The 607-nt window shown below is 64.1% G+C and carries 2 protein-coding genes; both read right to left on the reverse strand.

Features of this window, described 5'->3' with window-relative positions; genetic code table 11:
* Nucleotides 1-329 (reverse strand): LptA/OstA family protein (locus BRAS3843_RS28890; protein WP_277996496.1); only part of this gene is annotated, 329 nt, incomplete at its 3' end.
* Between the two features lie 22 nt (nt 330-351).
* Nucleotides 352-607 (reverse strand): LptA/OstA family protein (locus BRAS3843_RS28895; protein WP_035983128.1); only part of this gene is annotated, 256 nt, incomplete at its 5' end.

Genomic DNA, 607 nt, shown 5'->3' on the forward strand with positions numbered 1-607 from the left:
TTGGCAGGCTTGGCACTTCCCCCGGCGCCGCCAGAGCCGCCGGACTCGTAAAACACCACGAGGGATTTCGAGGTCATCGTGGTGTCGCCCTGGACCACCTTCACATTGCCCGAGAAGGTCGCTTCCTTCTTGTCGCGCATCTCCAGCGAAGCCGCCTCGATCTGGATCGGCTGGTCGCGGTTCTGCGAAAAGCCCTGCAGCGCATTGGATACGCCTGTCGTTGCGCTCTGCGCTGAGGCGCCGCTCGGCGCCGTCGCGAGCAATGCGGCGGCAAAAACCGACCTTACAACTGCATGACTCGCGCGAACGGTCACAACACCATCGGTCATGAATTCACTTAGCCCCGCGGGACTATTTCGGCTTGGCCGGACCAAGCGACAATGGCGAAGCCGGACCGGACGAACCGCAGCCCTGCCCTGCCCCGCCGGTGCTTTGCGGAAGCAGCGCCTGCACCTTGCCGCTGTCGGATTCGACCCGGGAGACGCCGGTCGTCATGTCCACCATCAGCCGGTCGCCGCGCAGCACGTTCTTGCACTGGGTCAGCACCACGCCGCCCTGCATCGTGATCTGGTTGGTCTTGGTGTCGAAAATGGCGGTCTCGCCGGTT

The sequence above is a fragment of the Bradyrhizobium sp. STM 3843 genome (assembly GCF_000239815.1).
In the GTDB taxonomy this organism is placed as follows: domain Bacteria; phylum Pseudomonadota; class Alphaproteobacteria; order Rhizobiales; family Xanthobacteraceae; genus Bradyrhizobium.